Below are 24,212 nucleotides of genomic sequence, written 5' to 3' on the forward strand. Positions count from 1 at the left end.
CTCCAAACGAACCGACTCAATTAATCCTTTGACGGCCCATTTCACTGCACAATACGTAGACTCTTGCGCTTTAGGTTGTTGCGCGGATTAGGCTGACTTCATCAGCCTCCTGGACAGAATCAGAGCAAGGGATACAAGACCATGAATGCACCATAATGCTAAAGCAATCTTATTGGTCACTTTCGGATTCAAAATACCGCTGCCTTCGGGCGTGGCTAACTCACTTTTGGACATTTACGTTTTAGAAATATTGCTAAATTAGCAAAGTTTGAATTACTAAAAGTATGGAAAAAGTCTCTTACGAGAGTCTTCAATATCACTGGATCAGAGCAGGTCGTGTCGTCACGCTTTATGACCAGTATTTGAGTACAAAAACTATAACTCACCCAAGAGCTATCAGCACTTTCTTGATAAGTTTCAATCTCTGCAACTCCAAGGCTGCACGCCTATCATTATCCCCGACGCTGGCTTTAGAAATACATGGTTCAGGCAAGTCGCCAACAAATGTTGGTTCTGGCTTGGAGATGTATGTGGTGAAGTATCGATTAAGTGTAATGAGGGCTCTTGACAATGGAATAAAACGTTTTATCCCCAAGCAACAGATAAGTCGCTATTTTTAGGAGGAAACCAACTTGCTAAGCGCTCACCGCTTCAGCACTTTGCTTACTTATACAAAAGTCGCCCCAAAGGCAGAAAAGCCCATCGCCATAGTCGAACCTGCCAAAAACACTCGGCAGGAAAAGTGTTCTATAAAGGAGTGAAAGAACCTTGGCTTCTGGTGACCAACATTCCCATCATGTGCTTAACGGCATTCATATCACCCGTTTGTACGCAAAAATAATGCAAATTGAAGAGTCGTTCCGAGATTTAAAAAGTCCAGCCTACGGGTTGGCGCTACGTCATAACCGGACACGTTGCACCAAACGCATAGATATCTTGTTGCTCATGGCATTGATGACCGAAATCATCATGTGGGGGTAATTTCGAGGGGATCCGCCAGAGCCTTGTTAAGATGTGAGGTACGTAATATTAATGCTACGGCTTATCACTCCAACAACTAAACTCTACGCGAAGGCAAAGCTGTACGCGTTTTAATTCACTCTTAAACGACTTTACATGCGTATTTTTCCAACTACGAGTACTAAACTTTTTGTACGATCACGTTGGGTTAAATATAAGATTTCTACGGCGTAAAATGGACTTGTTTTTCTTGCAAGGACCAACTCATTTAAGAATGAACCCATAAATCTTTACCCAATAAAGGCACTACAATACTAACTTAGATTCACACCTTCTATATCCAATTGTAATACAACATTCGCATAACGCCGCTTTTTAGGGAGGTGGCAACATTATATTAGTTACCATACTACCGATCATCTCCAAAATATATCAGAAGCATTCATGCACATCGTCTTGTGCACTTAGAGCAATCCAACTATATTACCTCATCACAGTAAAGAGGACATTTATGTGTCGATGCCAAGCCTGTTTCTAAGAATACAAGATCCATCACTTAAAAATGCCATCGCTTCTTGCCAGGAACTGAACAAATTTCGTCTGCATGACATCAATGCCGCAGACCAATGGATTGAAGATTTCCTACAACTCAAACCGGAAGTTGCGATTGTTGAAGCCACCCACTTTACTAGCGCAGATTACCAGCGCCTTTCTAATATCGAAGACATCTACGATATGGACTTGATCATCATTAGCTCTGGTGCTCCAAACGAAAATTTGGATAAGCTGATGAACTTAGGTGCAATTTTTCACTATAGAAAACCCGTCGATATTGCTATTTTGACGGACACCCTAGGCGAAGTCAGCCAGTACTATCAGCAAAAACAAGATCAAGGACGTAAAGTGTCCACTAGCGATCTCGACCAATTTGGCCTTTTGGTGGGTTCCTCATCACCAATGCATCAGCTCTATCGCATGATCCGACGCGTCGCAAAAACAGAAGCTAACGTCCTCATTGTCGGAGAAAGTGGCTCAGGTAAAGAGTTAGTGGCACAGACCATCCATTTAGCCAGCGATCGTAAGCAACAACCCTTTATCGCGATTAACTGTGGTGCGATTAGTCCAGAGTTGGTCGATAGTGAACTGTTTGGCCATGAAAAAGGCGCTTTTACCGGAGCGAATAAAACTCACCAAGGTGTATTTAAACAGGCAGAAGGCGGCACGCTGTTTTTAGATGAAATCACCGAGATGCCTATCGAGCATCAAGTGAAGTTATTGCGGGTGCTAGAAACCGGAGAGTATCGCCCAGTTGGCAGTAATACGGTTCATATCGCTAATACTCGCATCGTTGCTGCTACAAACCGTGATCCTAAAATCGCCATTGAGGAGCAGTTCCTGCGTGAAGATCTGTTTTTCCGGTTATCGCATTTCCCATTAACGATACCGCCACTGCGAGAACGAGGCGGTGATATCGTCGGTCTGGCCAAGCACTTTATTGCGCACCGCAACGCCAATGAGGCAAAAACCAAAACGATTCTTGACTCTGCGATCCAAAAAATCGCTGTACACAATTGGCCAGGTAATGTCCGTGAGCTCAAACACACGATCGAGCGCGCCTTTATTTTGGCTGATGACACTATCAGAGATGAACACCTGATCTTCGACACACCACCATTGGAAACAGGCACCAGCATCGAAGACCTTGTTCCGGCGGGCGTCTCGCTAGAGGAGATCGAGAAAGCTGCCATTATCAATACCCTTGAAGAGAATCAAGGCAATAAAACGGAATCAGCGCAGGAGTTAGGCATTAGCGTGAAAACACTCTATAACAAACTCGAAAAGTATCAAGACGAGTAATTTACTGTGAGCAAGTTATGAAACACCTACCATTGTATTGTTATGGTAGGTGTCGAACTAAGACGACACTTCAGCAATTTAAAAGTTTAAAAGGGTCTGTAGAGCGTTTGAGTACTATTTATCAATCGTTAACCCGAAAAAATAGAAATTCCAGTAACGTTGCTCGTAGCCAACAGCAATCATAGGCTTAGTGACTTTTTATTGCCCCTCGAGTGTTGGATGCCACTTAGTCATCGGGGGAATAAGGCTTTCCTATTACCTAGATAAGCAACCTAAAATTAGGCGGCGGTAGGCATTCAAAACCTGGCGATGCAATCAAATAACCTTGAACTAAATCGATATCCAAGGACTGGAGAAATGTCATTTCTTCTAGAGTTTCTACTCCTTCAGCCAATACGGAAACTCCAAGCTGCTGAAACATACTGACGCAGTTTTTAACAATAATTTGACGACTAACAGAAGAGTTAATGTCACGAATTAACCCCATATCAAGCTTAGCAACATTGGGTTGAAGGTCTGCTAATAAACTTAAACCGGAATGACCAGCACCAAAGTCATCAATGGCGGTTAAAAAACCAAGCTTTTGATAGTACTCGACAATATTTTTCAGATGTTGAGTATCTTTTATTCGCTCTCCCTCTGTAAACTCGAACATAATTTTGCTAGTTGGGAAGTTATATTTTTTAGCTAAACGCAACGTAGTTGCTAAACAGCGCTCTGGCTCATAGACTGCATTGGGTAAAAAGTTGATGCTTAAGACAGAGTCTAAACCCAACTCTGCGGCTAATTGTATCGCTTTGGATCTACACTGCTGATCAAAGCTGTATTTATTCTCTGCATTCACTTGAGACAAGACAGAATAAGCAGATTCATTTGTCACCCCTCTAACCAAAGCCTCATAACCAAAGACTTGTTGCCTTTTTAGGTCCCAAATAGGCTGAAAAGACATGCTGAAATCACTAAATTTTACTTTTCGACATGTACAATAATCACATTTAGCTTTGGGCTTTATATCCATCTCTTGAACCATATCCCTTTAAACCTTCACGATTTTAACGCCCTTTTTGGGTAAACTAAGGGTAATATATCAGCCTATGACGTTAACTACGGTACATTGAGATCTCATAATTGGTTTTTAATAAAAATACTTCTCCACTAATTTCGTATAACTTCATTTCAATTCCTTGTATATTAAGCTTTGTGATCAATAACTAAAAATTATAACGACGTATCTGATTAAGCCGGTTGGAAAGTACTTCTGTAGAAGTTAAGTTAGATAACCCCGACTTTGCTACAGTTATTTTCAAACTATGTCAAAGTCTACGCTTCTTGTTTGTATCGCTCTTTTTTACCTTCCTTTACCTCTACCTTAGCCTTAAACCTCAAGGCTAAGGTAGAGGCCTAAAAATTTATTTAGTGCGGTATTCAGTACTAAGAGGAAGACAGAATCGGCGTGGTCAATGTTCGACTATCCCTTCCTCATCCCCCCCCTAAAGCTCAGAGAGTTACGGTTGCAAGCCCGCTAGTCACTTATTTTTTAATCATAAAACCGTGGTCACTAATGATAAGACTGCTCAGACCATGGCGACTTGTTTTCGCGCAACCTATTGAAGAAACGAAACCACCCATAAAACCAAACAAGAAAATATAAAAAAAGAACATAGTTGCATATAATTTAATAATCAATTATGTTGATTTACATATAATAATTACAAAGGTCAGTTAAATTTTGACGATAACTTTATTGACTCAACGGGCAAGTACACTCCATTGGTATCATTGGCTTGTACTTTTTTTGTCAGCCGTGCTCACTCTTACCGCTTGGGCGGTAACCTCGAGTCAGGTGGAACAAAAAGCAAAAACTCAATTTGAGTTTCAAGCCCATCAGTTGGTCGAACTCGTACAAGAGCGGATGTCGAAATATGAGGAGGCACTGCTCGCAGGAGTGTCAGCCTTACATATGTATCAAGCGCCTGCCTCAAGAGCAGACTGGAAAATTTTTGCTGACCAGTTTGATGTCCCTCGACACTTTCCAGGCATCAACGGTATTGGTGTTATTCACTACGTTCCTGATAACAAAATAAAGCGGTATTTAGAATGGCAAAGAAAGCAACTGTCTGAATATGTGCCGCATCCTGCTCGAACTGCTTCCGAATATTGGCCTATTACCTACATTGAACCAATACAAAATAACCTAAAGGCCGTGGGACTAGACATGGCACATGAAAACAACCGATACACCGCAGCCAAAAACGCCAGATTAACAAATACAGCCACCATCACTGCTCCAATTACCTTAGTTCAAGACTCAGAAAAGGCGCCGGGTTTTCTGTTTTATGCCCCCTGGTTTTCTGATGAAGTTCCTGAGTACTACGGAGATACAAAAGATGGTTTCTTAGGTTTAGTTTACGCCCCATTTATTGTAAATAAATTGATGAACGGGACTCTCTCTGGAGAGAAACGACTCGTGAATTTCAGTCTCTATGATAATCAAGAATTACTGTACAGTGATCTTAATGTATCAAACATGCGCCATCATTCAGATCCGCACTTTACACAAACTCTAGAGTTGAATATATACGGTAGAGTTTGGACCTTCGTTATTCAAAGTTCGCCGTTGTTTGAAGCGCAGCAAAATACCACTCAACCTCTGCTTATTCTTATCTTCGGTATTATTGTGGATGTCTTGTTATTTATCCTATTTCTCATGTTGGTTCGTGAAAAAGATCGAGTCGATGAGTATGCAAAGCATTTAACCAAAGATTTGCAATTGCGCACAGACAAGTTAGAAACGGTCACAAAAGACCTTCAAGTCAGAAATCAAGCATTGCAAGAGGCAAATAGAGAACTTGATCAGTTCGCCTATGTCGCCTCTCATGATCTGAAAGCCCCTTTACGCGGCATTTCCCAGCTAGTGACTTGGTTAATCGAGGAATTATCGGAGTTTTTAACCCCTCAAACAGAACAATATGCGTCTTTGCTGAGCAACCGCGTGCAGAGGTTGGAAAAACTGTTGGATGATTTACTCGCTTACTCTCGTGTGGGGCGTAAGCCTGGCCAGCTAGGGAGATTTAATCTCGAGCAATATTGTGAAGAGACATTAGAACTGATTTCTCCCCAACGTAAGCTCTCTTTGGTTTGCCACAACCATATCGGAGAGTTTGAGACATTAACGACACCTCTTGAATTAATACTTCGTAATTTAATCAGCAACGCCGTCAAACATCACCACAAGGAAATAGGAACCATTTATGTCTCAGGAGAGGATATCGGAGACATGTATCAGTTTGTGGTTGAAGATGATGGACCAGGGATCCCAGAACAATTCAGGGAGAGAGTGTTTGAATTGTTTCATACCTTACAACCGAGAGACACTGTTGAGGGAAGTGGTTTAGGTCTTTCTATTATTAAGAAAGTTCTGGATTTATACTCATGCCATTATTCTATTGACTCTAGCTCACTCGGAGGATGTGCTTTTCGTTTCTCATGGCCTAAAAATAACCCCGTACTCGTTAAGGAAGACTCATGACATCCCCTGAATGTAAACCTGTTAATATTCTCTTAGTGGAAGACGATGATATTGATGCAATGGGCATCGAGCGAGCACTCAACACTTTGAAGTTACTTAACCCTATTTACCGAGCTAGAGATGGAATAGAAGCCTTAGAATGCTTGCGAAATGGGGAAATACCTCCCCCTTGTATTGTGCTTCTCGATTTAAACATGCCTCGAATGAATGGACTTGAATTTCTTGGTGAAGTGAGAAGAGATGATGAGCTCTGCTCTCTAGTGATTTTTGTGCTAACCACCTCGAGAAGAGATGAAGAAATTACGGCAGCGTATGAAAAAAATATCGCAGGTTACATGGTCAAATCTTCGGTGAGCCAGGACTTTAATGAAGTTCTTGCTTTTTTAGATAACTACTGGCGCATCGTAGAATTACCAGTTCAATGACTCATGGCGGCAGCATATGAAAGTATTAATTATTGATGACGATACCATCGATAGACTTGCAATTAAGAAAACATTGCATAGTACAGATTTGCCTATCTCGATAATAGAAGAAGCGCAAACTGCTCATGAAGGGTTAGACAAAGCCCTTAAACAATCTTTTGATGTGATTTTACTGGACTATCAACTGCCACCATCAACGGGGATGGAAGTGCTCATTGCACTCAAATCAAATTCGGATTTTTCCACGTCTATTATTATGCTCAGCCATAGTAATGACGAAGAGTTGGCTTTGAAATGTATTGAGATGGGTGCTCAAGACTTCGTGATGAAAAATGAAATTTCTTCGATCCGCTTGAGAAGAGCGATTATCATCGCAACAGAGCGCTACTTTTTAGAGCAAAAGGTACTCGAGACTCACACTCAGCTAAAACAACTGGCTGAGACTGATACGTTAACAGGGGTATTTAATCGACACTTTTTTGATGAGCGCTTAAAGAAATTTTTACTCATGGCTTCACGCAGTCAAACACCTTTAGCGCTCTTGCTCATCGATGTGGATCGTTTTAAAGACATCAATGACCAATATGGACATATCACGGGAGATCATGTTTTACAGGAAGTAGCACAAAGACTTCAATACAACACTCGAGATAGTGATTCTCTATTTCGTATAGGAGGTGACGAGTTTGCAGTGATTGCAACTAACTTAGCGTCTGAAGAGCAGGTTGACTTAATTGTACGACGTATACTCTCTGCGTTTGAAAGTAATTTCAACATTGACCAGCAATGTATTGAGGTTTCAATTAGCATCGGGGTAGCCAGTTATCCTGAGTGTGCATCAAACTCATTAGAGTTGAGAAAGTGTTCAGATATCGCGCTATACAGGGCAAAAGAGAAAGGTCGAAAACAGGCACAGTACTATTCTAAAGCCTTTCATGATACGGTTGATCAACGTTTACGCATTGAAAGTAACCTTAAGCAAGCCATACAAAAAGAGGAATTCGAATTACATTATCAACCTCAATTTGACAAATCAATGCGACTTGTTGGCGCCGAAGCGTTGATTCGTTGGTATCATCCAGATCTAGGCTTCGTCCCACCAGACGTATTTATTCCAATTGCAGAAGAGTCTGGGCTCATTGAGAATATTGGTGAATGGGTGATTGAAACGGCGATTAGGCAAATGTCGATATGGCGAACAGCATGCTTCTTTCCTGAGTCTTTTACGTTAGCAGTGAACCTTTCTCCGAAACAACTATCCGCTCCTCAACTGGTCGAAAGGGTTGCTGCATTTTTGCATTTGTATGGAGTCGGTGCATCTCACATTGAGTTTGAAATTACTGAAAACTGTTTACTCCCGAAAGGCAACGCTTCGAAAACGTTAAACGAGCTCAGTCGGTTAGGTATTCAAATCGCCATTGATGATTTTGGTACTGGCTATTCATCCTTATCTCATCTCAAATATTTTCCAATCGATATTATCAAAATTGATCGCAGCTTTTTAAAGGATATCGAAGTTCACACTTCTCGGCAGTTGTTTGAAGCCATCTGTGCATTTGCACGCTCACTTAACTATGAGATTATTGCTGAGGGAATAGAAACTCCTGAGCAACACAGAGCTTGTAACTCTATGAATGTGTCAAGAGTTCAAGGATTTAAATACTCCAAACCACTTACCGTAGAGAGCTTTGAAAAGAGGTATTTACTCAAAGTTTGGAGAGAGGGGGGAGGAAAAGAGATCCGCACCGTCAGTTTTGGACACCGAGTTAAGTGAGTTGGACCTCCACCGATCTCCTAGACAAATTTCGCCTATTCTTGGAATTTATCCCCGTAATACAACACGGGGGGGTTACAAACGAACACTACTAGAAGAATGGATAAGTTTTTGTAGGGGAAAAGCCCATGAAAAGGATATGAACGAGTGAAAGGTCTACCAAATAATGGGGCAAAACCAGCTTAGCGCAAACATCAACCCCGAATTTGATACCATCTATCAGACTCTTGAGCGACCGAACTGAATGACGGTTTTCTGGTGCTAACTTACTAACTAATCAACAATATATTGCGACTCGCTATCCTAGACCTTTCTCAAACAACCACCTAGCTCCCTTCCTCTCCCAACTAGAAAAGCCCTCTCGGAAACCTCCTGCTAACACTTAGGGGGGAGCTTCAATCGTATTCTCTCCAAGACAATCAATATCGACTGTAGCGGTTAAAGGCAAAGGACACAGAGGAACACATCCTCTAGTAGAGGCTAAGGTTAAAAAAAAAACTCGTATAATTTAATACACGAGTTTTAGAAGCTTATGAAATTATAACTACTTACTGTTAATAGCCCCGATGAATAGCATGAACACACCAATAGCACACGCCACTAGTGGAAAGTTGATACAAAAAACCATAAAAAGGAGAACAAAAATAAGTTTAATCATACTGTGCACACTCTTATGAATTAAAGGCCACACATTTCATCAAACTCTTGAAGAATGTCGTATTTGATCATGGCATCAGCCCCTTTTTCTTGTCGATATGCTTTTATTAGGCCATCCACACAATCTTCACCGGTTGAGTACATATCTCTGTCACGACTGATTTTAATAACTCGCTCATAAGAAATCCCTCCCAAGCTAACCAGTTCATCGTAATCAAGTCCATCTAACCTATCCATCAAATCAGACTGTCGTTGAGGATCTAGTCTTATATCTCTACCAAAGTTTTGGCTACTTGAGCGTTGCGCTAGAGTTTGGACCTCTCCTCTAGTTAAGTTAGGTCGAGATTCAACGTAATCCAGAAGTATGATTCGATTAAATGCAACAGCAGCTAATTGTGCTTCATAATCACTATCTCTAGACTCAGCAACCTCCACAACAGAGTCAATCAGTGACTCGACAGAGCTACCATCAAGCTCAGGCTCAAACACATAATTAAAAAATGAGACAGGCCACATTACCCCCTCAGAAAAATGGTCCTTACCAAAACCTTCTGGACCATTAGTTGTAAACATTGAATAGCCTGTAACAACAAAAGCAATAGCCACGTACACACTTAATATATGCTTCATTCAAATACCTATAATTTTTTTTAAACTTTCTCATATCTTACACATGAAAAATTTAAATTAATATTATATCTATCAAATTACAGGAATATAAATTAAGTCACATATTCACATGTGACATATAGACAGTATGTTTCAAGTAAAAACAGCCTCAGTATCTTGACCCAACGACAGATTGCGCATCTCACCCTGATTCTTAGCTAGACGAGCCTTGTCATTCACCGAGGTAACGGCTTTACCCAAATCACCACCAGAAAACGAGACAAAGCAGCTCATAATGCAATCAAGCAGTAACAAAGACCTGATCCCACTATAGGATCAGGCTCTCTATACCGCACATACAGTCAGACCAAATCGTTCACCACTACACTATCAGGGTAATACCATATTAAATCGGACCTCCTAGCGGAGTTATTTATATGTTTAGTTACACTCGATGAAAAACAGCACCGTTTTGAGACTTCCCATACCCGGTATGGGTTTCTACTTTCATCAATTGCCCCACTCTCCATACCACACATCAAAATCTCAAAAATCATCGTTCTGCCCCTCCCACTTTCTACACAACCTTATCACTCACACACAAAACCAAGACGAAGCCACACTCATCAGTGGATGAGCTCTGTGGTATAAAGAGGAACGCATCACCCGCCAACAATGCACTTGGTTATAAGAGAACAACGATGAACAATGAAAACAAACCTAACCATGTTGAAGCCATAGATAAAGAACTCGACGAATACTTCCAAGCAGAAACCACCGACCAAACCACAGAATCAACCAGCATCGAACTCGACCAATTCCTCACTCAAGAGCAAACCGATGAATACTCAAGTAAAGCTGTCGATGATGAGCTCGACATCTACTTCGAGAATGAACAGCAGTCACCATGGCAAGCTCTCAAAGGTGATGATGAAGCAGTTCACATTGGTATAGACAGTGAGTACGTCTACAACGCCGAGGAAAACCGAAACGACATTCTGTCCTATCAGTATTATCTCATCACAGGTGAACACCACATGAGTGATGTGGTACTTACCCCCGTTGCTGATGTTATCAAGAAATCCAGAGCTGCGAACAAAAGCCGTGAAGATGAACTTAAAGCGATTAATCGAATCAAGAAACCACGTAAGAAATTTGAAGAGTTCTTGGTTGAAGTACTCCAGACTGCAATGGGACGCGGATTTATCACAGGATGGCCAAAGAAAATCTACATCTATGCTCACTACCTCAGAGCTGACATGGTGTCATTCGAAGCGTTCTGGGATACCAGTCAGAAAGCGAAACTGGAAGTCGTCAGAAGCACATTAACCTCCACGCGTGGCGCATACGGCATCGACCTCGACGCAGTGGGTAGAACCAAGCAAGCTTCAGAACCCGTCCACTTTACAGACAAGAATGGAAAGAAACGTGAGAGTCGCGTGCGCTTTGTAGATACTTTACTTCTAAGTCCAGGGCAAAGCGGGCTTGATAGCGCAGGGGAACTCATCGGCATACCAAAAGAAGTGATCCCTGCTCCATATCGCAAAGACCGAATGGATGAACTACTAGTAGAGAATGAACCACTCTTCCTTCGTTACGCATTGAGAGACGCCGAAATCACCGTTAAGTACGGATTGGAAATGCAACACTTCGCCCTTAACGACATCAAAGAATCATTAAAGGGTAAAATTCCAGAAAACAGGTTAGATAAACTTCAGTTTGAACATCTACCATCAACACTGGGTAACTTCTCAGTATCACTCTTCAAAGCACTCACGGGTGATAAAAACACATTAAACCAAGCACTCGGTATGGAGACCAAAACGATTCAATATTGGAATCAAACTAAAGGTCGAGTCATGCAGAAGAAAGAAACTGTCATCACAGCAGGTCGTCGTATCTTCGAACAGCTCAGTGTCGATTGTTTCCATGGCGGAAGAAACGAATGTTACGTGTTTGGTGGCGTAAACTTAGGCGATTACAACGATTTCGATCTTGCTACAGCGTACGTCAATGCCTTAATGGACATTAACCCCGTAGACTTCGAGAAAAGCTTCACTTCAACCAATATCAATGACTATCTCGGTCATAAAATGGGGTTTGCTTACGTTAAGTTTAAATTCCCAGAGCATACTAAGTTTCCATCTCTTCCAGTCAGAACAGACTTATACGGTCTGTACTACCCACTAGAGGGGTATTCTTACTGCACCGCACCTGAAATAGAAGTCGCATATAACATGGGATGTGATATTGAAATTCAGTTCGGAGTTATCGTTCCATGGATTGAAGATAAAGAGCCACTTTTCAAAGGCTTTACGGAACTCATCAGAGAGCAAAGACAAAAATATACGGATGAGGGCGATAAATTCAGAGAGAAGCTATGGAAAGAAATAGGTAACACGCTATACGGTAAATTAGGGCAGGGACTGAAGGGAAAACGAGGCTTCAACTCATCAGATGGATTAAGTAAAAACATACCTCATTCTCCTGTTACCAATCCATATTTCGCAGCTCATGCGACAGGGTTCGTTAGAGCCGTTCTCTCAGAGCAATTAGCAGGGTTATCGATACAGGATGATAAAGGTAATCACGACGGCGTTACCGTTGTAAGTGCCACAACAGATGGGTATCTCGTAGACTGTACTGAAGAACAACTCCATGTTTCAGGAACCATTAGCCAACGATTCAGTAAGATATGCGAGCAAACGGGTGACGGTAAGATGATTAAGCATAAGCACCATGCTAAACAAATCATCGCAATGAAAACCCGTGGACAAATCACTGGTGAATATGGCGATACCGAACCTGTCATAGCAAAAGCAGGCGTTAAGCCACCAGAATCGGCCTTATCATCGGCAAAGGATGAAAATGCTTATATGGTCGAACTGTTCTTAGACCGCTACCCCGGACAGAAGATCCCAAACAACTCATTGATTTCACCTCGTGACATGTACCTTAAAGACATGGACTTGATAGAAATCCAACGAGAAAAGACGCTCAACTTAGAGTTCGACTTTAAGCGTAAACCCGTTAATCCTCGCATGACTAAAATCCGCCACCCTAAAGGTCACATCGTCGAACATATCTACTTCGATACCGTACCGTGGAAGAACGAGCAAGAGGGACAACAGATTCGCGCATTGTTTGATGGATGGCGACGTGATAACTGCCTTAAAACAATGGAAGATTGGGAGAACTGGGTCGACTACAGCAAAACCAAACCACTACTAAAGGGATCATACATCAAGTATGAGGAAGGCGGTTCACAGGGTGCTCTACTAAAACTCGCGTTACGTGCCCTATCTAAAGAGAGCTACGGACTGACCAAAACCATTAATGGTAAGAAACTTACTCTCAAACAACTTACTGAACTGTTTAACAATGCAGGATTTAGGCTTGCAGATAATGCCATTAGTAATTCACGAGACACAGCCTTCCGTCCTAACGTACTCGCTGCGACCCCAAGACTAATCCCACTATTACGTTGGTTAATTGCAACGTTCCCTGACATGGAGATAGAACACTTTTTCCATAAAGACGAACTGGATGAAGTAAAAATGATGCTGAAGAACTCGTGATAGTTGGTAACGATAGCGGAAAACGTGAAGAGAGCCGCTTACACACAAACACATAACTGGTTGATTTTAATAAATTATATCAACATAAATGGATGTTATATCTTGATAGGGGATTAGGTTAACGATTTCGTGATGGGATTACTGACGTAATCAGAGGGGAATTGCGTGACCTAATTACACTATCAAGATACAACATCCATCTTTTAACTTAATATTATGATTTATATACCATTATTCAGTCAGAACTAAGTTTACCTATCCTAATTTTTTGCCTCTATTCAAGCTAAAAAAAGGAGTGGACGGTATCTACCCTCCATTCAAATGCATACAATGTGATCAGATTCACAAAAATAACGCTAAAAATCTTGATCCAATTTGCTCTTGAAAAATCCGATACATGTCTAGCAGGCTCTTAAACCAATTCTCCCGAGTGGATTAATATCCCTTTTTAGTAACAAGCAATTCGGTAATACCCTCCTTACACGCCTTTTAAACAACGATACGCCCCCTTGTAATCCACTTTTCATTTTTTCACTATAAAACACTCAAATCCATAACTAAGTGATTGTTTTGAAAGAATTTTTACTATTGACCAAAAACTTAAAAGGGGATTAAATGGAGCTCTTTTTTAAATATGGAGCCTAGAAAAATGACTGATGTAAACAAAGCATTAGGGCTCACTGAAAACCTTTTAAGTGAGTTAGCCAATACAGTAGTAAACGCATTGTCGAACGCGGGTGCTGGTCGTGTTGTTGATAAGGAACAGTGTGAGCAAGCTCAGTACGATATTGGTGCTGCAATGCATGAAGCTAAGCAGCTCTTTCAAGGGAACAAGAATAAGTTCGGTAAATGGCGTGATGAAAATATTATCGGTAACGGTAAACGCACAGTAGATAAGCGCACGCTTACACGTTGGACTAACTTATGTGAATTCGGAACGCTAGATGAATGCCGTAAAGTAGGATTTACCAAAGTTTACAAGTTATCGAGTAAACGCTATGCACCTTTGCGTGAGCAAATTAAGCAACACCTAAAACAACACCCGGATGTTGAATCCGACACTATCAATGAAATGTTCAACGATTTTGCAACTCAATTAAAAACAGAGAAGAAACAGACCACCCCCGTTGTGAATGATGACTTAGTTGACAAGGTATCGGAGCTGGAAGCTCGCCTCAAAGAGCTAGAGCAGGAAAATGCCAACCTACGTCAACAATTAGAAGGTCAACCCACTCTTGAAGCTGCGTAACTTGTTACCGAAACGACATTATGACGTTTCGGTTTTGCTATCGACTATTAAGGAACACCCATGGCAACCGAAGTAAAAAAGAACACGGTGAATTTATTCAGTGTCAAGTTACAGGTGTCAACGAGTATCTTGGCATCAATCAATATCACTGATGGCAATATCAGTGTCAGAGCAGCGAGCGGTAAACAGCTAGCTCATTTGACTCTTAAAGATGAAGAAAGTGAGCAAAATCTCGATACGCTATTTGCTGACCTTGAGAAGCTTTGTATCCGAGACGCGAATTACTGGATAACCCTCCCAACAGGTAGTTGGGTGCGGAAAAACGCTATTCTAGGATATGAATGTCACCTTAGTGAAAAATATCAAGGACTTATCCTGAGAACTCAAGGTAACCGGATTCTTTCATTTATTCCCTGTGATGATCTAGATACACAGTTAATGATCAAACAGGAAATTCAGAAGGCTACAGCAGCCTCATCACCGTCCCGTCGTTACAAACCTAACTGGGACTTCCATCAAAGCGCAGTTTAACTGCATCTTTTACTTAACTATTGGAATATAAATTATGAACATGTCTATCTATGATTTAATCGTTAATGCTTTCACCGCTGAAGCAAATCGCACTAACCAGAACCGCCGAACTCGCCTTCGTGAGGTTCGTAAAGTTGGTCAGAATATCGAGTCGAAAGGTGGCAAGATCCAACACTGGGATCAAATCCTTGATGAGCTTGAAACCGCGCTGGTGCACGACTATGACACTAAACGCGATTCTTTCGGTTACAAGGAGACAGCGAAGCGCTTGAAGCAGGTGATTAGCGAAGTCACTGGTCACTAACGTGTTACACGTTACTCTCACTGCTTAATAGTTTTTTAATAGTACGTTTTTATCAAATAAATTGCCCAGACCTTAGCGATTATTTCATGCAAGAATTTCCATACCCTATCTGAAAGGTGTTTGTTGACGGACGTTAGCAAGCACCTTTCGACCTTCGGCTTTCCATTCTTGAAACGGCATAATGTCGGTACGAAACTACCAATAAAAAAAGAAGCAGAGTCACCCCTACTTCTTCCTTTGCTAGATAACGTCTTTTTCCTCCATGACCCCACCAATCACTGCTCCTGCCAAAAATCCAACCGCACCAAATGCGACCATCCCTCTAGCCCCGGCGATGCGCCGCCCTAGAACGCTGCCATACTGAGCACCTCGAATCCCCGTCGATAGACTCGGCTTAAACCAGCGCTGTTGAGGGTTAGAATGAAAATGTGTTTTTGCCATAATGTTTTTCCTTTTCTATAGATACAGAAAAGGGCGATACCTTTCGATATCGCCCTTGTTGATAAGCTTAATTTAGTGATGGGACTTAATCATCGTCATCATCAGCCATGAAGTCGCCGCCAAGCCAACCATCGTCGCCCGGTTCCATGTCGAAGTCCTGACTGAAGCCAGAATCTTCTGTGCCATCATCATAGTCACCTTGGTCTTCTGTCCAGTTGCCCATAACGAATACTCCTTCTTAGCTGTAATCCATTGCGCCACATGTATCACATGACCCACCCTTGGTGACCCAACCGGGACAACCTAAAGAACGGCATGAATAACCTGATGCCATAAGTGGCTTAATGAATGTCACTTGCATTACTTGTTTCCTTTAATTGACGTTGTAGTAAATCTACGTTGTGTAGTATCCCACTGCGACCGGACAGGATATGTCCAAGACCGCAGAGTGAGTGTGAAAATAGTCATCGTCATTGCCCTGCCTTATCCGATGAAAGCTATGCCAAACCTCAGTGCGCGACGGTTTGAAACATTTAAAAATGTTTTGCCCTCAACCTGTCCAAGGGAAACCGTACGCTAGTAGCATGAGCGATAAGAGTGAAAAGCTAGCTTTAAGGCTAGGTGACATATTGACGAGATTGTTTATGGGAGAAGTGCTCTCCCCTGAGCAGTTGGTCGCGGATTATCAGGTAAGCGAGAAAACCCTGAGACGCGATTTCAATGAAAGGCTAGTCAACGCTCCGATTATCCGCACTAATGAGGGTTATCGGTTAGATCCGGTAACTCGAAATAATGGTAATGCGAATACCAACAAGGTACTGCACGATACGGGTTTGTCTGCGCTACTACCTAATCATTACAAGTTCAACGGTCACACCCCCGTTCTGTTTAAGAATCCACGCTCCGAATCCATCGGGAAGTTCGATGCGCTGTTTAGACAGTTGACCGAAGTTATTACCACTCACTCTGTTATTGACCTTACCTACAATGGCAAAACGTTTGAATCTGCCCATCCCTATCGCTTGGTGAATGACCGTGGTATCTGGTTCCTCGCTGCGACCTACTGTGACCAGCTACATTCGTACCGACTGCCGAATATTTCACGGATTCACCGCCGGGAAGATAAATACAAACCGAGTCAAAAAGTCCACGAGGAGATATATAAACAAGGGATGGAGTGGCTAACTCCGGATGATGCTGAAGTGCTTGTACAGGTTGATAGGGAAGCAGCTCCGCACTTTCTTGAAAGTATGATTCTTCCCCACCAGCAGCTATTGAAAGAACTGAGCGACGGTAGTTTATTGGTTAGCAGTCGAGTATCAAGATTGAGCGATATCTTGCCCTTGTTGAAGTCTTGGATACCTCAAGTCGAGGTTCTCTCTCCAGTCAGTCTCAAGCTTGAACTTATACGCGACCTTCACGCCACGTTGGATCGTTACAAGTAGTCGACACGTTTCAGACTACCGAACCCGATCAGCTTACTGAGCAATTAGATCATGATGATCCAAATGCTTTATTTGCTGCACGTGAGTATCGTGTCATGACGTTGCCACGTTAATAAATAACGCCCTAGCGTTCTCTCTAAAAACACAGCTCCAAGACAACAAAGAACCACGACATAATGTCGTTTCACTACGCCGCGACCTACCGTCCTAATCATGAACTTGCCACTATGTACCGATTTTGAACTTACCTATGCTGGATAAGGGAAAGAGGTGATTTAGCGAAACCTCAAACCGATACCGCGCAAGGGAAAACTCAAAATGATGCTGTTTTTCGTCGTTAGTTAGCAAACACTAAAATAACTTCGATAGAAGGTGAAATTTTAATAGGGGTATAACCATGATGTCTGATGCACGAACTCTGCTCCAAGTCACTCAGTCCAGTCCGTATTTTTACCTAGTTGATATCGCCAACTTGTTAAGCTTCACCGCCGTTGGCTATCTACTGGGTATGATGACTGGATAAACAGAGCCATGAATTGAACTTGTCACTATAGATTCCGGTGGCAAGTTCCTTTTGTTACACCTAGCCTGTTTTAACTAGCTTCTGAAAATAGGTGAAAAATTTGAGTAAAAGTTCATTTGTGTCAATCCATTCACGAATATCGTTATAAATCTATCAGTTAGACTAGTGTTTTATAAGTGAAGCATGTTTAATCCGCGTATCGAAACCAAAACAAAATAGGTACAAAAAACATGTCTATTTCATTCAATAAAACAGAGCATCTACTTAACGACTGTCAAAGTGAGAAAATTGCCAAGTGTGCGGCAGCAGCTTGGGGACATGAAGCAACGATGGGAACTCAAATGTTTTTCGCAGAGTCGGATCACTACTCGATTCAGATGGCAGAAGAGCATTTGGAAAACCCAGAAAGCCAAGAAGTTATCTTCATTGACTTTCTAGCTTACAGCGACCATGAAAAGTCACGCACATCTGCGGTTGTTTACGAGAAAGAAGACCTCGTAATGCTTTGTCATTGGTTTTCATTTGGGGATGATGAGGAAGAATATTTTGAGCCTGGGTACCCTATGACCACTTACGGATTCTTCAGCTACCTGAACTCTCTACCAAATATAAAGAGACATGTTCACCCATCTGCACTAGATGACAAGTATCAGCTAGGGTTGTCTCTACTGGACGAACTAAGCCAGTAAGTTATATCTAATTCTGTTTGTACTGGGGTAAATTGGATAAGTTGTCATTTCGTATGGCAACGTTGAAAATGACCAAGTTTTCGAGCCAAACTACGAACATAAGATTAAGGGGCGCCTCTCGTCGCATAATAAGGGCTAGCCTTTACCCCTAGTAGCAGAGATAGCATCAGACAAATCATTCTCTCGGTATTTTATATAGGCTTCCCATCCCTTACTGCTCCCATTGCTTCGACATAGCAATGGGAGCTTTTAATAACAAAACACCAGTGTAAACCAACCAAACTCGTTAAAATTAAGACTCCCTTCCTTGGTGTTTCCACCGTTCATTGCAATCCAGCAACTTCATCCCCTCTGAATCCCGAAGGCAACGGATTGGGTAAACGTTGCTAAAACTTGCCCCAATGAAAAAAGCTTCCCATCACACCATGACGAACATGGGACAATGGGAAGCCTTAGTGTCACTAGGAAGTGAGTCGACTATTTTATGGTACATACATGGTGCTTTCTACTTGGTTTGTTGCCGATGGACTAATCCACAGTGACTTTTATTTCATCGAACACGCCCATTTCGACGTAGCTAAGAAAGTTGGATTCCCACATCGAGTAGAACTCCATTACCTCACTACTTGTTATCGGCAGCTCCGGAACATAGGAAAAACTCGCTGTTCCAGATGAGAAGTTAAAATCCACATCTTTAACCAGTTCGGGATAAGGACCAGCGCAATACGCAAAGTCCGTGATGTAATCAAAGATCCACTGGTCGTAGAGGCGGACAAGCCTGATTTCAACAGGGTGCCAACCGCCGTTTTCCGAACTGTAGGATGAATCTCGGAAGTTGATCACAACCGATTGGATCATGGGTGTCCATTTACCTGATTCGCTGATCACTCGGTTTAAAGCATCTTGAAGACTAGTTGATATCGGTAACAAAAGGCGCTCAGTATCAAAGACTAATTTCATAATAAAATCTCATTTAAATTGTCAGGGAAGCACTCTTGCTAAGTGCTCAGTATGAAAGCCAGAGTTGGCTTGGATGGTAATGGGTAATGTGGTTTTGGGGTTATTTCGCTTTGGTTTCAGCGTCCACGAGAGACAGCAACTCATCACGACGTTGCTCGTAGTCTGGCGCTAGAACGTGGAGAAACACTGACTTCTCCGACTGGATGATAAGACCAAGCCCCCTACAGCAAGCTGCCATAAAACCCGCGTTGTTCGCTGACTGTCCAGAAAATACACACTTCAGCACAGAGCTCTTGAACGGCTTATCACCCTGCACGTCTAGAACAGCGGTGATATCTTTAAGCGGGATCATCTCTTTACTATGCAGTCCAGAGCCCTGATTTCCAGTCATACGGATATAGGGTTCGTTTTCCTCGTCATGTAAGGCGATTTCATAGAACACATGGTTCTCCGTTTTCGGACTTAACTTCTTCGCTTTACCCTCGCGCACGATATGAGTGAAAGGGTCTACTGGTTGATCGTCAGTGACCGTGACTTTTTCATTGCCTTCTACAGCTTCAGGTTGAACTACTTCTTCTTTTTGATTGGTTTTGCGTGCCATAGGGCACCTCCTTTAAGTTGGAATTGTTCAGGTTTAATTTGGTTTTAAGATTCAGCTTGGTCAGCTAACTTGGCGACAGGGAACGTTAGACTGTTCAATGGGGCACAGCAGTACACACCACCACCTTCCATGGTCACGATGGCAACCGCTAGAAGCCAAGGACAGTCATCATCGTTTAACAACAGCACCCATTCAGGGTAGTTAGTAACAAAGCGAAGAAAGTGCAGATCTTCCTCAGACTCTTCATTCAGTTTTTCGTTGGTATCCCCTTCCTCAACTAAGTACAAGGTCGTACCAACTTCATCCCAGAATGCTTTTGTACTTTCTTCATCACCGAATGGCTCTATCAGGTGCTCTAGCAGTTTTGCTTTCACACCATCCGGCATTGGCAGTGATTGAATATCTTCAAACTTGTTTACTGTTTTCATTTCTAATCTCCGTTTAATAATGAAAAAGCCCCTGTTTAGCTCATCGCTAAACAGGGGCTTTTCTAATGTCATTTCCAAATTAACTGGTTAAACCTAACTTCTTCATTCCCAGCGTATCTCTGGCTTCGCAGTCACCATATCCGATAAACGAGAACCTATTTCCCGCCTACGACCTACAGTCAACTTCGAATAACGTCTAGAACTTGATAGGTCAGAATGGTTGAGCTGCTTAGCGATATCATGCAAGGGGACACCTTGAGAGGCTAATAGACTCCCCACAGTATGACGAGCACTGTGCAGAGTTATGTTCGCCTTATCTCCAGGTATATCGGGCAATCCCATCTTCGCCTTGATCACTTTCAAGGCATGTCTAGCTGGACTAATAGGTTTCCCTTTGCGACGTCCAGCAAAGATATAAGGATTATTTGTTACCTTGGGTAGCGACTCCAAAATCTGAACCATGTAATCACTCAGGAAAATAATGTGACTACTACCATTTTTGGTTCGATCAATATAAAGAGTTTGCTCTTCCCAAGAGATGTCATTCCACTTGCGAAATCTCAACTCCTTATCGCGTAGTCCTGTCAAAAACAACAACGCTAAAAACGCTCCAGTCTGTTTATCTGAGTAGTTGAGTGCGTGGTCAACGAACTCCTTGAGCTGAGATTCTGAAAGGTAGCCCGTACGTTCGTTGTCTACGCGTAATAAACTAACCTTGTCAGCGATAAGCGGGGCACCCAACAGTTTGTAAGCTTGTCTATTCACCGTCTTAAGTAATGCCAATACACGATTAATTGTTGCTAGGGCATAAGGTTTACCCGTCGTTTTACTGATCGCTTCTTGCATTACCATTTGTACTTTGACTATATGAGCAGCAGTCAGTTCATTGATGGGTATGTGATGTATTAACTTTGCGTGTTGATTAAATCTAGCGACATCATCTTTCCAGCTACGTTTTTGCTTCGCTAGGGGTAGATAAACTTCGTTGAAGAAACGTTCCAGTGTCATTGCCTTATCGACAGATTGATTGTCACGTTCTAACTTCGGATCTATACCTTCAAGAATTTGCTGGCGATACTTTTTGGCTATCTTACGTAACGTGAGGATATCGGTTTCGGGATGTTTACCTAAACTAATAGACGCTTTCTTACCTGTTACCGGACTAGTATAACGAAGAAGGAAGCGTTTCCCGCCAGACTTACCCACTAAGCAGCGAACGCCAGTAGGTAAACCACTGTCTTTCATAGCGGATAAGTTGACTTCGTAATCGGCGAATTTGGCGGTTTTAGGATTGGGTTTAAGGTTGTTTAGGAAAGTGGTGGTGATACGTTTTGACTTACTCATTTAACCTCCTGAATATGCTGGGTTATTCAGGAAGTTAATATATTATCGAATATAATTTTATTACGGAAAAGACAAGTTAGAGAACTAGATATTTACCTAAAACATTGAAATTACTACTGATAGTGGCATTTTTTTTGAAAAAAAATAACCTTCTATTTGGAATGTAAAAACGATTCCTGCTCTCTGCCCTGTCTGAATGCTTCACTCAACTGTTTTTTTATCGAATCTGATGACTCGATAATTTCAAAAATTTTCTCGTGCTTATTCTCAGCAGAAATCTGGTGCGCTTGTTCGGCATCAAGTGTAATACTACGTCTTAAATCCCTGACACTCTTGTCAATATCAACATTGAGCCCCAGTTCTTGCATCATTTTAACTCTATTCTTAATAGATTGAGTTTTAGCTATAAATACAGAGGTTTTGATTAGACATTCGTTATCCGTAAGGTTCATATTCTCCCAAAACGAAACGGCTTCATTAGTAAGTAAGGATAGCTCATTCATAACAGCAGACTTTCTCGCAAACATCTCATTGCGACTGGCTATTTTTTTGCCATTTTTATAAATAACTTCCCATCCAACCATTACTAGCATGGCTGACATGATAAATATCATTAAGCTAACAATGATGCTAGCAATAGCAGACTCTGTCACCTACCTACACCTTTAACGACTGTCGATGCCATTGTTCTTCGATATAATCCCAAATTTCTTCTCTGTAATCCTCGTCTGCGGTTTCAATAACTAAACGCTCTTTCACTTGGGCATAGGTAATTTGCTTACGTAGTAAACCTGCGAAAGCTTCTTCCAAAAAGCTACTGCCATAGCCTCTTGATACACCATCAAGGTATACAATAATTTTTCCCTGTTCTTCGTTAAAGGCTGGAATCAGGAACTCATCGCGAAAACGCTCGCCTGAAAATTTGCCATCAGATTTAAACCGCCCAAAAGGCTTTTCTGAGAAATCCAAAGCAATGTCAATTCTCATTTTCATCCTCACTTTGTTAAGTCGAAACACCAAGCGACTAGGGTTCCAGGAAATGGTGTTGGTATATCAGCACACTCTGGGATTGCATTCTGAGAACCGTATTTGTACAAACCATAACGACTCAAAACGATAAGTATATCATTTTCATCTTTTTCAACTGGTTTTTTAATATTGTCAGAACCTTTACCACGCCAGTTTAAGCCAGTCGAGGATACACCAGAGGTCATCGCTCTTTCGATAATACTACTATCATTTCCGTATACAGTCTTAAGGCTTCGTGGGATAGTCAATCCTCTGTCACAGATCACAAAAATGAACTGTGACTTATCGGAGTTAAATGCAGCGTACTGCCACCATCTAGGAATGCTGCCTGTCTCTGCATATGCATGCTGTACTATATTAAGAACAGCCTCGTTGATCGCTTCTTTCAACCTTTTTGGTACAACGCTTAAGTCTAAGGAATCAATCATAGGTTCTAGATGCTTATCAGGATCAAAGCCACTCCTGAATTTAGAGTTTGTATCCCATAGTCGATCCAGTTTTCGCTTTCCTCCTGGTCGAATAGCATCCCAAAGACCACTTCTGTAGACTAAGTTCCTCGTGGACTGTTTAGTTGGCATCTTAAAAACAAACAGATCATCAAACCCTGTCACAATTTGGTTTGATGTAATTACAGAAAAAAGAGCAACAGCACCAGATGCCGAAAATGATTGAACGAACGTTAAGTCAATCAATATTTTCGAGTAATTTTTAGCTACATTATCAATCGTTTTAATCATTGCTAAAAAGTCATCGCGGTATTTTTCGTCATATACGCACAAGACTTCGGGTGCCGTAATACTTAAGACATCAACCCCTCGATGTTTAATAAACTCAGTTACATAATGCTGCATATCACATTCCCATCCCTGAAGAACACAAACTAAACCTACACTAACCAACTGAATTGTCAAACAAAACACTTCTCTTAGAACAACGTAAACTCACCATGATTTGACCATGTTTCTTGAGCTTAATTTAAGCTAGTAATGCTGAGCTGATAGGAAGTTTAGGAATAGAAAATGTTGTATTACTTGGGTTAGGTAAGATAGTGAATAGGTTAGATATGAACCATGTATGCACCATAGTTCGGTATGACTTTAGTTTATTACAGACATAAAAAAAGCCGCTTTAATTAGCGACTTCTTAGCAATGCTTTGGTGATAAAACTTTTATTTTTAGTGTAACGACTTGATTTAAAACTTTTTTGAATCCGTCGTGTATACCAATTTCACCACACCGGCATCTTTGGGCTATTGCCCTTTGATGGTTGGCATTATAC

24 protein-coding genes and 2 pseudogenes are annotated in these 24,212 nt (G+C 41.7%); 12 read left to right on the forward strand and 14 right to left on the reverse strand.

Annotated features, from left to right (window positions below):
• Positions 1–87: pseudogene (locus R7P64_RS23575) on the reverse strand (short-chain dehydrogenase); the annotation flags it as partial.
• A 245-nt stretch (positions 88–332) separates the two neighbouring features.
• Here R7P64_RS23575 and R7P64_RS23580 point away from each other — a divergent pair.
• Both R7P64_RS23580 and R7P64_RS23585 read left to right on the forward strand, forming a co-directional pair.
• Positions 333–975: pseudogene (locus R7P64_RS23580) on the forward strand (IS4 family transposase); the annotation flags it as partial.
• Between the two features lie 498 nt (positions 976–1,473).
• On the forward strand, positions 1,474–2,817 hold the full coding sequence (locus R7P64_RS23585; protein ID WP_054868429.1) for a sigma-54 interaction domain-containing protein: 1,344 nt from the start codon (positions 1,474–1,476) through the stop codon (positions 2,815–2,817).
• A 259-nt stretch (positions 2,818–3,076) separates the two neighbouring features.
• Here the strand turns inward: R7P64_RS23585 and R7P64_RS23590 are convergent, their stop codons facing one another.
• Positions 3,077–3,835, reverse strand: a complete 759-nt coding sequence (locus R7P64_RS23590) for an EAL domain-containing protein (RefSeq protein ID WP_225496979.1) — start codon at positions 3,833–3,835, stop codon at positions 3,077–3,079.
• An 825-nt stretch (positions 3,836–4,660) separates the two neighbouring features.
• Here R7P64_RS23590 and R7P64_RS23595 point away from each other — a divergent pair.
• Genes R7P64_RS23595 through R7P64_RS23605 form a run of 3 tightly spaced genes read left to right on the forward strand, consistent with a single transcriptional unit; the run spans position 4,661 to position 8,545 of the window.
• Complete coding sequence (locus R7P64_RS23595; protein ID WP_225496960.1) at positions 4,661–6,346, forward strand: CHASE domain-containing protein; 1,686 nt, start codon at positions 4,661–4,663, stop codon at positions 6,344–6,346.
• Positions 6,343–6,771: a response regulator gene (locus tag R7P64_RS23600; RefSeq protein ID WP_025590354.1), complete on the forward strand. Its 429-nt coding sequence runs from the start codon at positions 6,343–6,345 to the stop codon at positions 6,769–6,771. The genes R7P64_RS23595 and R7P64_RS23600 overlap by 4 nt, the downstream gene beginning before the upstream one ends.
• A gap of 16 nt (positions 6,772–6,787) precedes the next feature.
• On the forward strand, positions 6,788–8,545 hold the full coding sequence (locus R7P64_RS23605) for an EAL domain-containing protein (RefSeq protein WP_318124036.1): 1,758 nt from the start codon (positions 6,788–6,790) through the stop codon (positions 8,543–8,545).
• A gap of 678 nt (positions 8,546–9,223) precedes the next feature.
• Here R7P64_RS23605 and R7P64_RS23610 read toward each other — a convergent pair.
• Positions 9,224–9,832: a hypothetical protein gene (locus R7P64_RS23610; protein ID WP_025629820.1), complete on the reverse strand. Its 609-nt coding sequence runs from the start codon at positions 9,830–9,832 to the stop codon at positions 9,224–9,226.
• 132 nt (positions 9,833–9,964) lie between these two features.
• A complete protein-coding gene (locus tag R7P64_RS23615; protein ID WP_180769894.1) occupies positions 9,965–10,105 on the reverse strand; it encodes a hypothetical protein in 141 nt (46 codons plus the stop codon).
• A gap of 407 nt (positions 10,106–10,512) precedes the next feature.
• Here R7P64_RS23615 and R7P64_RS23620 point away from each other — a divergent pair, with 407 nt between their 5' ends.
• From R7P64_RS23620 to R7P64_RS23635, 4 genes are all read left to right on the forward strand, one after another.
• Positions 10,513–13,389, forward strand: a complete 2,877-nt coding sequence (locus tag R7P64_RS23620) for a DNA polymerase (RefSeq protein ID WP_318124039.1) — start codon at positions 10,513–10,515, stop codon at positions 13,387–13,389.
• A gap of 649 nt (positions 13,390–14,038) precedes the next feature.
• Positions 14,039–14,638: a hypothetical protein gene (locus R7P64_RS23625; protein ID WP_318124041.1), complete on the forward strand. Its 600-nt coding sequence runs from the start codon at positions 14,039–14,041 to the stop codon at positions 14,636–14,638.
• A gap of 60 nt (positions 14,639–14,698) precedes the next feature.
• Positions 14,699–15,169: a hypothetical protein gene (locus R7P64_RS23630; protein ID WP_061871896.1), complete on the forward strand. Its 471-nt coding sequence runs from the start codon at positions 14,699–14,701 to the stop codon at positions 15,167–15,169.
• 34 nt (positions 15,170–15,203) lie between these two features.
• Entirely contained in the window at positions 15,204–15,473 is a 270-nt protein-coding gene (locus tag R7P64_RS23635; RefSeq protein WP_025534411.1) for a hypothetical protein, read from the forward strand.
• Positions 15,474–15,713: 240 nt separating this feature from the next.
• On the opposite strand, the gene R7P64_RS23640 is transcribed toward R7P64_RS23635, so the two are convergent.
• The 3 genes from R7P64_RS23640 to R7P64_RS23650 form a co-directional block, all read right to left on the reverse strand.
• A complete protein-coding gene (locus R7P64_RS23640) occupies positions 15,714–15,914 on the reverse strand; it encodes a hypothetical protein (protein WP_118119425.1) in 201 nt (66 codons plus the stop codon).
• Positions 15,915–15,999: 85 nt separating this feature from the next.
• Positions 16,000–16,137: a hypothetical protein gene (locus R7P64_RS23645; RefSeq protein ID WP_005484894.1), complete on the reverse strand. Its 138-nt coding sequence runs from the start codon at positions 16,135–16,137 to the stop codon at positions 16,000–16,002.
• Positions 16,138–16,152: 15 nt separating this feature from the next.
• Complete coding sequence (locus R7P64_RS23650; protein WP_254901957.1) at positions 16,153–16,275, reverse strand: hypothetical protein; 123 nt, start codon at positions 16,273–16,275, stop codon at positions 16,153–16,155.
• Between the two features lie 178 nt (positions 16,276–16,453).
• On the opposite strand from R7P64_RS23650, the gene R7P64_RS23655 reads away from it, so the two are divergent.
• The 3 genes from R7P64_RS23655 (at position 16,454) to R7P64_RS23665 (ending at position 18,571) form a co-directional block, all read left to right on the forward strand.
• On the forward strand, positions 16,454–17,359 hold the full coding sequence (locus R7P64_RS23655; RefSeq protein WP_318124044.1) for a WYL domain-containing transcriptional regulator: 906 nt from the start codon (positions 16,454–16,456) through the stop codon (positions 17,357–17,359).
• A 397-nt stretch (positions 17,360–17,756) separates the two neighbouring features.
• Positions 17,757–17,882: a hypothetical protein gene (locus R7P64_RS23660; protein ID WP_257978702.1), complete on the forward strand. Its 126-nt coding sequence runs from the start codon at positions 17,757–17,759 to the stop codon at positions 17,880–17,882.
• Positions 17,883–18,112: 230 nt separating this feature from the next.
• Positions 18,113–18,571, forward strand: coding sequence for a hypothetical protein (locus R7P64_RS23665; RefSeq protein WP_318124048.1), 459 nt, complete (start codon positions 18,113–18,115; stop codon positions 18,569–18,571).
• 528 nt (positions 18,572–19,099) lie between these two features.
• Here the strand turns inward: R7P64_RS23665 and R7P64_RS23670 are convergent.
• From R7P64_RS23670 to R7P64_RS23700, 7 genes are all read right to left on the reverse strand, one after another.
• Positions 19,100–19,531 (reverse strand): DUF2787 family protein, encoded by a 432-nt coding sequence (locus tag R7P64_RS23670; RefSeq protein ID WP_130248523.1) that lies wholly within the window; start codon positions 19,529–19,531, stop codon positions 19,100–19,102.
• Between the two features lie 100 nt (positions 19,532–19,631).
• Positions 19,632–20,132, reverse strand: coding sequence for a hypothetical protein (locus R7P64_RS23675; RefSeq protein WP_318124052.1), 501 nt, complete (start codon positions 20,130–20,132; stop codon positions 19,632–19,634).
• A gap of 44 nt (positions 20,133–20,176) precedes the next feature.
• The gene (locus R7P64_RS23680; RefSeq protein WP_193837277.1) at positions 20,177–20,560 is read right to left on the reverse strand and encodes a hypothetical protein; all 384 of its coding nucleotides are present in this window, start codon (positions 20,558–20,560) and stop codon (positions 20,177–20,179) included.
• A 102-nt stretch (positions 20,561–20,662) separates the two neighbouring features.
• Entirely contained in the window at positions 20,663–21,904 is a 1,242-nt protein-coding gene (locus R7P64_RS23685) for a tyrosine-type recombinase/integrase (RefSeq protein WP_318124054.1), read from the reverse strand.
• A 152-nt stretch (positions 21,905–22,056) separates the two neighbouring features.
• The gene (locus tag R7P64_RS23690; protein WP_167415464.1) at positions 22,057–22,557 is read right to left on the reverse strand and encodes a hypothetical protein; all 501 of its coding nucleotides are present in this window, start codon (positions 22,555–22,557) and stop codon (positions 22,057–22,059) included.
• Between the two features lie 4 nt (positions 22,558–22,561).
• The gene (locus R7P64_RS23695) at positions 22,562–22,891 is read right to left on the reverse strand and encodes an STAS-like domain-containing protein (protein ID WP_161453718.1); all 330 of its coding nucleotides are present in this window, start codon (positions 22,889–22,891) and stop codon (positions 22,562–22,564) included.
• Between the two features lie 8 nt (positions 22,892–22,899).
• The gene (locus R7P64_RS23700; protein WP_161453717.1) at positions 22,900–23,784 is read right to left on the reverse strand and encodes an ATP-binding protein; all 885 of its coding nucleotides are present in this window, start codon (positions 23,782–23,784) and stop codon (positions 22,900–22,902) included.
• Positions 23,785–24,212: the final 428 nt, after the last annotated feature.

It is taken from the genome of Vibrio sp. 2304 (assembly GCF_033339475.1).
Taxonomy (GTDB): domain Bacteria; phylum Pseudomonadota; class Gammaproteobacteria; order Enterobacterales; family Vibrionaceae; genus Vibrio; species Vibrio alginolyticus.